We start from the raw sequence: 3288 nt of genomic DNA on the forward strand, positions 1-3288 counted from the left end.
CCGCTGAAAACTTCCGTCGCTGGGACATTGAAAACCGTCCTCCTCGCTTGAGGACTATAGCTTAGCAGGCTGTCCAATTTTCCGCGACCACCTCAAAATTTTATAAAATTGAAGGGATGGAAGATCGGGCGGTTTCAGGTGCTGCCAAGTTCTCGAAGAATGGTCTCCGTCTGTCCCCGACGCTCCTGGCCAACTACGGCTTCAGCCAGGGCGATGAGTTCAAGGTGTCCTGCTTGGAAGAGGGGAAGATTGTCTTGGAGAAGAATAATAGCTAGAATTTACGGATAGTTCTGTGAAGTGGCCCACGTCATCCAGGGAAAATGGTTGGCGTGGGCCGCGTGTTATTGATAATAAGATGCGAACTTTACTGTAGCAAGATATTAATTGCGGGTGCGACTATTTTGGTTTTGGCTGAAGTAAAAGGTATGTTAAGCAAGTCCGTTTTTAAGATTAAAAACAAAGGTTCAAAGTATAATGGGTTAAAATTTAAAGCTGGTGATAGTTCTATCCCTTCGGCGCATATGTATGCCGATCTGATATAGTCAAAATATGGCTGATTGTTGGTTTCGGTGCCAGGTTTGTATTCAAAACGGCTTTCATAAGAATTTAAGTCCACATTGTATAAATCTACATCTCTATCTAGAAGTGGCTTTTCAAATATAAAATTATTCCAACTGCCACGTTGGCCTCCGTAGGCTCCGTTTGCCATTGCTTCATGGTCGTAGTCAAAAAATAATCGATACGGAATGTGGTAAGGATGTTCTTCTCCAGTCGAGAATATGTATTGGATATTTAAGCTTGTGTCCGCAAAAATTGATAGATTTTTATTGGATTGAATAATCGTGTTAATTAATGGGGTAAATTTGAAACCAGATGATGGATTGAAGTAATCTGCAAGAGCTTGCTCTGGGTAATCTGTTTTGTTGAAAGCGCAGAAAAATGAACTTCCTGTTGGTTCTGCTCCGCCATTTGTATACCCTTTAGCTGACAAGTTTGAGTTCACTGCCCAGAAATCAAATCCATTGAAAATTGCTTCTCGGATATCATTTCTTGCTACCCCCCCCTCTGGTGTTGACAAAGCAGCAACATAAAAAATATACTTTGACGAAAATTTGCTATAATTTTTTGAAAACTGTACGTTTAACCAACGCAACCAAGGATTTTTGGAGTGTTGATTGTCAATGTCAGCACTTCCAACTAACGTCTGTAATTTGTCCCAGTAAATCGTGTCAAAATCTTTCGCATTAATATGTTTCCATCGATTATTTGCGTTGTTGCTATCAATGTCATTGTCGGAATCAGTTCTGTCGACATTATCCCAGTTTAGATCAGCAGCACCTTGTGTGCCTAAATCTTTTACCAAGGTGCCAATGCCATCATCGTCAGAAGCGGGGCTTCCGTGATGGGGTGTGTCGAGAGCAATTAGTTTAGTGTAATTTTCAAACCCTTGTTCTTCAATTAAATCACGCCCTACAAGCCCGCCCATTGAATGGCCAATTATTACTAAATTATTGTTATTAATCCCATGCGATAGGTCGTTATTTAGTTTTGAAGACTCGGACAATAATTCGTTTAGTGTCTTCGCATTGAAACTTACGTGCTTGTAGGTTGGGTAGTGATATAGATAAATATGAAATTTATCCTGTAGTTTCTGAGAGATAAGGTAGTAGTCTAAAAAATGTTGCCAATATTCTAATTCAGAATTTGACCAAAGCAAAAGTGACGATTGTTGTCGATCTTGAAAATCTGTATTGCTGCCTTGCCATCCATGAATTAGCAGAATTGGTATTCTGTTATCTGTGTAGTTTCGAATTTTAGATGCATATTCTGTTTGTTGCCATTTTGTGTTGATTTTTTTGTTGATTATTTTGTCAAAATCTATAATGCGATGAGTTGTTGCTGTCCCAACCTGTAGTCTGTACCTGTCGTCATATCGGCTGATGGAGCAAAGATAATCTTGGTTTTCGAAATAATTATAAGAATTATTTAATGGGTCTTTCAGATCAATTTTTGTTTCATGTAGAGTACGTGAGGAGATGGTCGCCTCCGGTGCTAATGCCGTAATTTGGTCATAGGTTATGTTGAGTGTCGCATATCTCCAGTCTGTACCAATAAAAGTTTTAAAATAAACAGTTATAGTTTTATCTAAAAACTCATCGTCTAATTGCCATTTGATTTGTGAAATTCCGGTTTCTGCTGGATAACTTGATTCTTCTTTGTGATTGCCGGCAGTGAATGTATAAATAAGTTCGTTTGGAAAAGTAGTCGGTTTTTTGAATTTTATGGTCATTGACTTATCCGTGTAGTTTATGCCACTTGAATTTAGATCAAATGAAGACAACAGTGGGTCAGGGTCACCATCCCATTCACAAACAAAATTGTATTCAACGTCACACCTAACATTATTCCACATTCCCCCAAAATCACCCCAGTAAGCCAAGCAATTTTCGCTTGTTCCATTATTGGGTTCATTAGGATGCCAGTTAGAATATTCCCATGGTTCACCGGATGTCCACTGCCACATTCCTTCGGTCTGTGTATCACTGCCGCCAAGCCACATGTTTGAGCCGTAAGCGTTATAATAAAAATTAGATCGAACAAAATTATCTTCCTCAGATGATCGTATAGATGCTAAGTACCCTCCATTTAATGCGCAATACGATTGAGCTGATTCCCAACTTTGCACATTGTCGATGCGTTGGTACGTATGTCCATTAGTTGTGTTTGTAATTTGTAATGAATCGCACAAGGCATATTTGTTATAATTAAGCATAGTCATGGAGCAGATAAAAAAAATAACTATAAATTTTTGCATAATAAATGGCCCTTTTCCTTGCAATAAATGTTCTTGCAGCTTAAGGATATATGAGTTGAGTGACTCATGAATTTACAAAGATTGTTTATAGTTGGCGGATTTTCATATTCCTGTCAACATTGAAATAGTAACGGGGCTGGGTAACTTCTTCTGCATTTTACACAATATATTGTTAATATTGATAATATTGCTGTTGAAATTGTTACTGTGGGAGTGGTCTCGGGAGAAGGAATTTCCGTCTTTGCTACCTGCATCCCCAGCTTAACTTCTCGCCATTTCTCGTTAACATATTTAAATAATTATATATTCTTATTTTATCGTCCTCCCCAACGTCCGTTTTTCTCCTTCCCAGAGTAAAAACCCCTTGACCTCCCCAGCCCAAATCCGTACTTACCCCGAGCCAACGACGCGCCAACGAAGCCAACGGTTTTGGCCCCCAACTTTTTCTTGGGAACGAAAGATTTGGGGTTGAC

2 protein-coding genes and 1 pseudogene are annotated in these 3288 nt (G+C 39.1%); 1 reads left to right on the top strand and 2 read right to left on the bottom strand.

From position 1 onward, the window contains the following. Positions 1 to 95: 95 nt before the first annotated feature. Positions 96 to 275: pseudogene (locus tag Q368_RS27220) on the top strand (ArsR family transcriptional regulator); the annotation flags it as partial. Between the two features lie 89 nt (positions 276 to 364). Here the strand turns inward: Q368_RS27220 and Q368_RS25380 are convergent. Beyond that, on the bottom strand, positions 365 to 2815 hold the full coding sequence (locus Q368_RS25380) for a lectin-like protein (RefSeq protein ID WP_156955901.1): 2451 nt from the start codon (positions 2813 to 2815) through the stop codon (positions 365 to 367). Between the two features lie 244 nt (positions 2816 to 3059). After that, positions 3060 to 3288 (bottom strand): hypothetical protein (locus tag Q368_RS26830; protein ID WP_211249809.1); only part of this gene is annotated, 229 nt, incomplete at its 5' end.

It is taken from the genome of Solidesulfovibrio alcoholivorans DSM 5433, from assembly GCF_000702665.1.
Classification (GTDB): Bacteria; Desulfobacterota; Desulfovibrionia; order Desulfovibrionales; family Desulfovibrionaceae; genus Solidesulfovibrio; species Solidesulfovibrio alcoholivorans.

Bases quoted from the DNA above. Each gene is read 5' to 3' on its own strand.
- Q368_RS25380 (WP_156955901.1), bottom strand. From the start codon at position 2,815: ATGCAAAAATTTATAGTTATTTTTTTTATCTGCTCCATGACTATGCTT.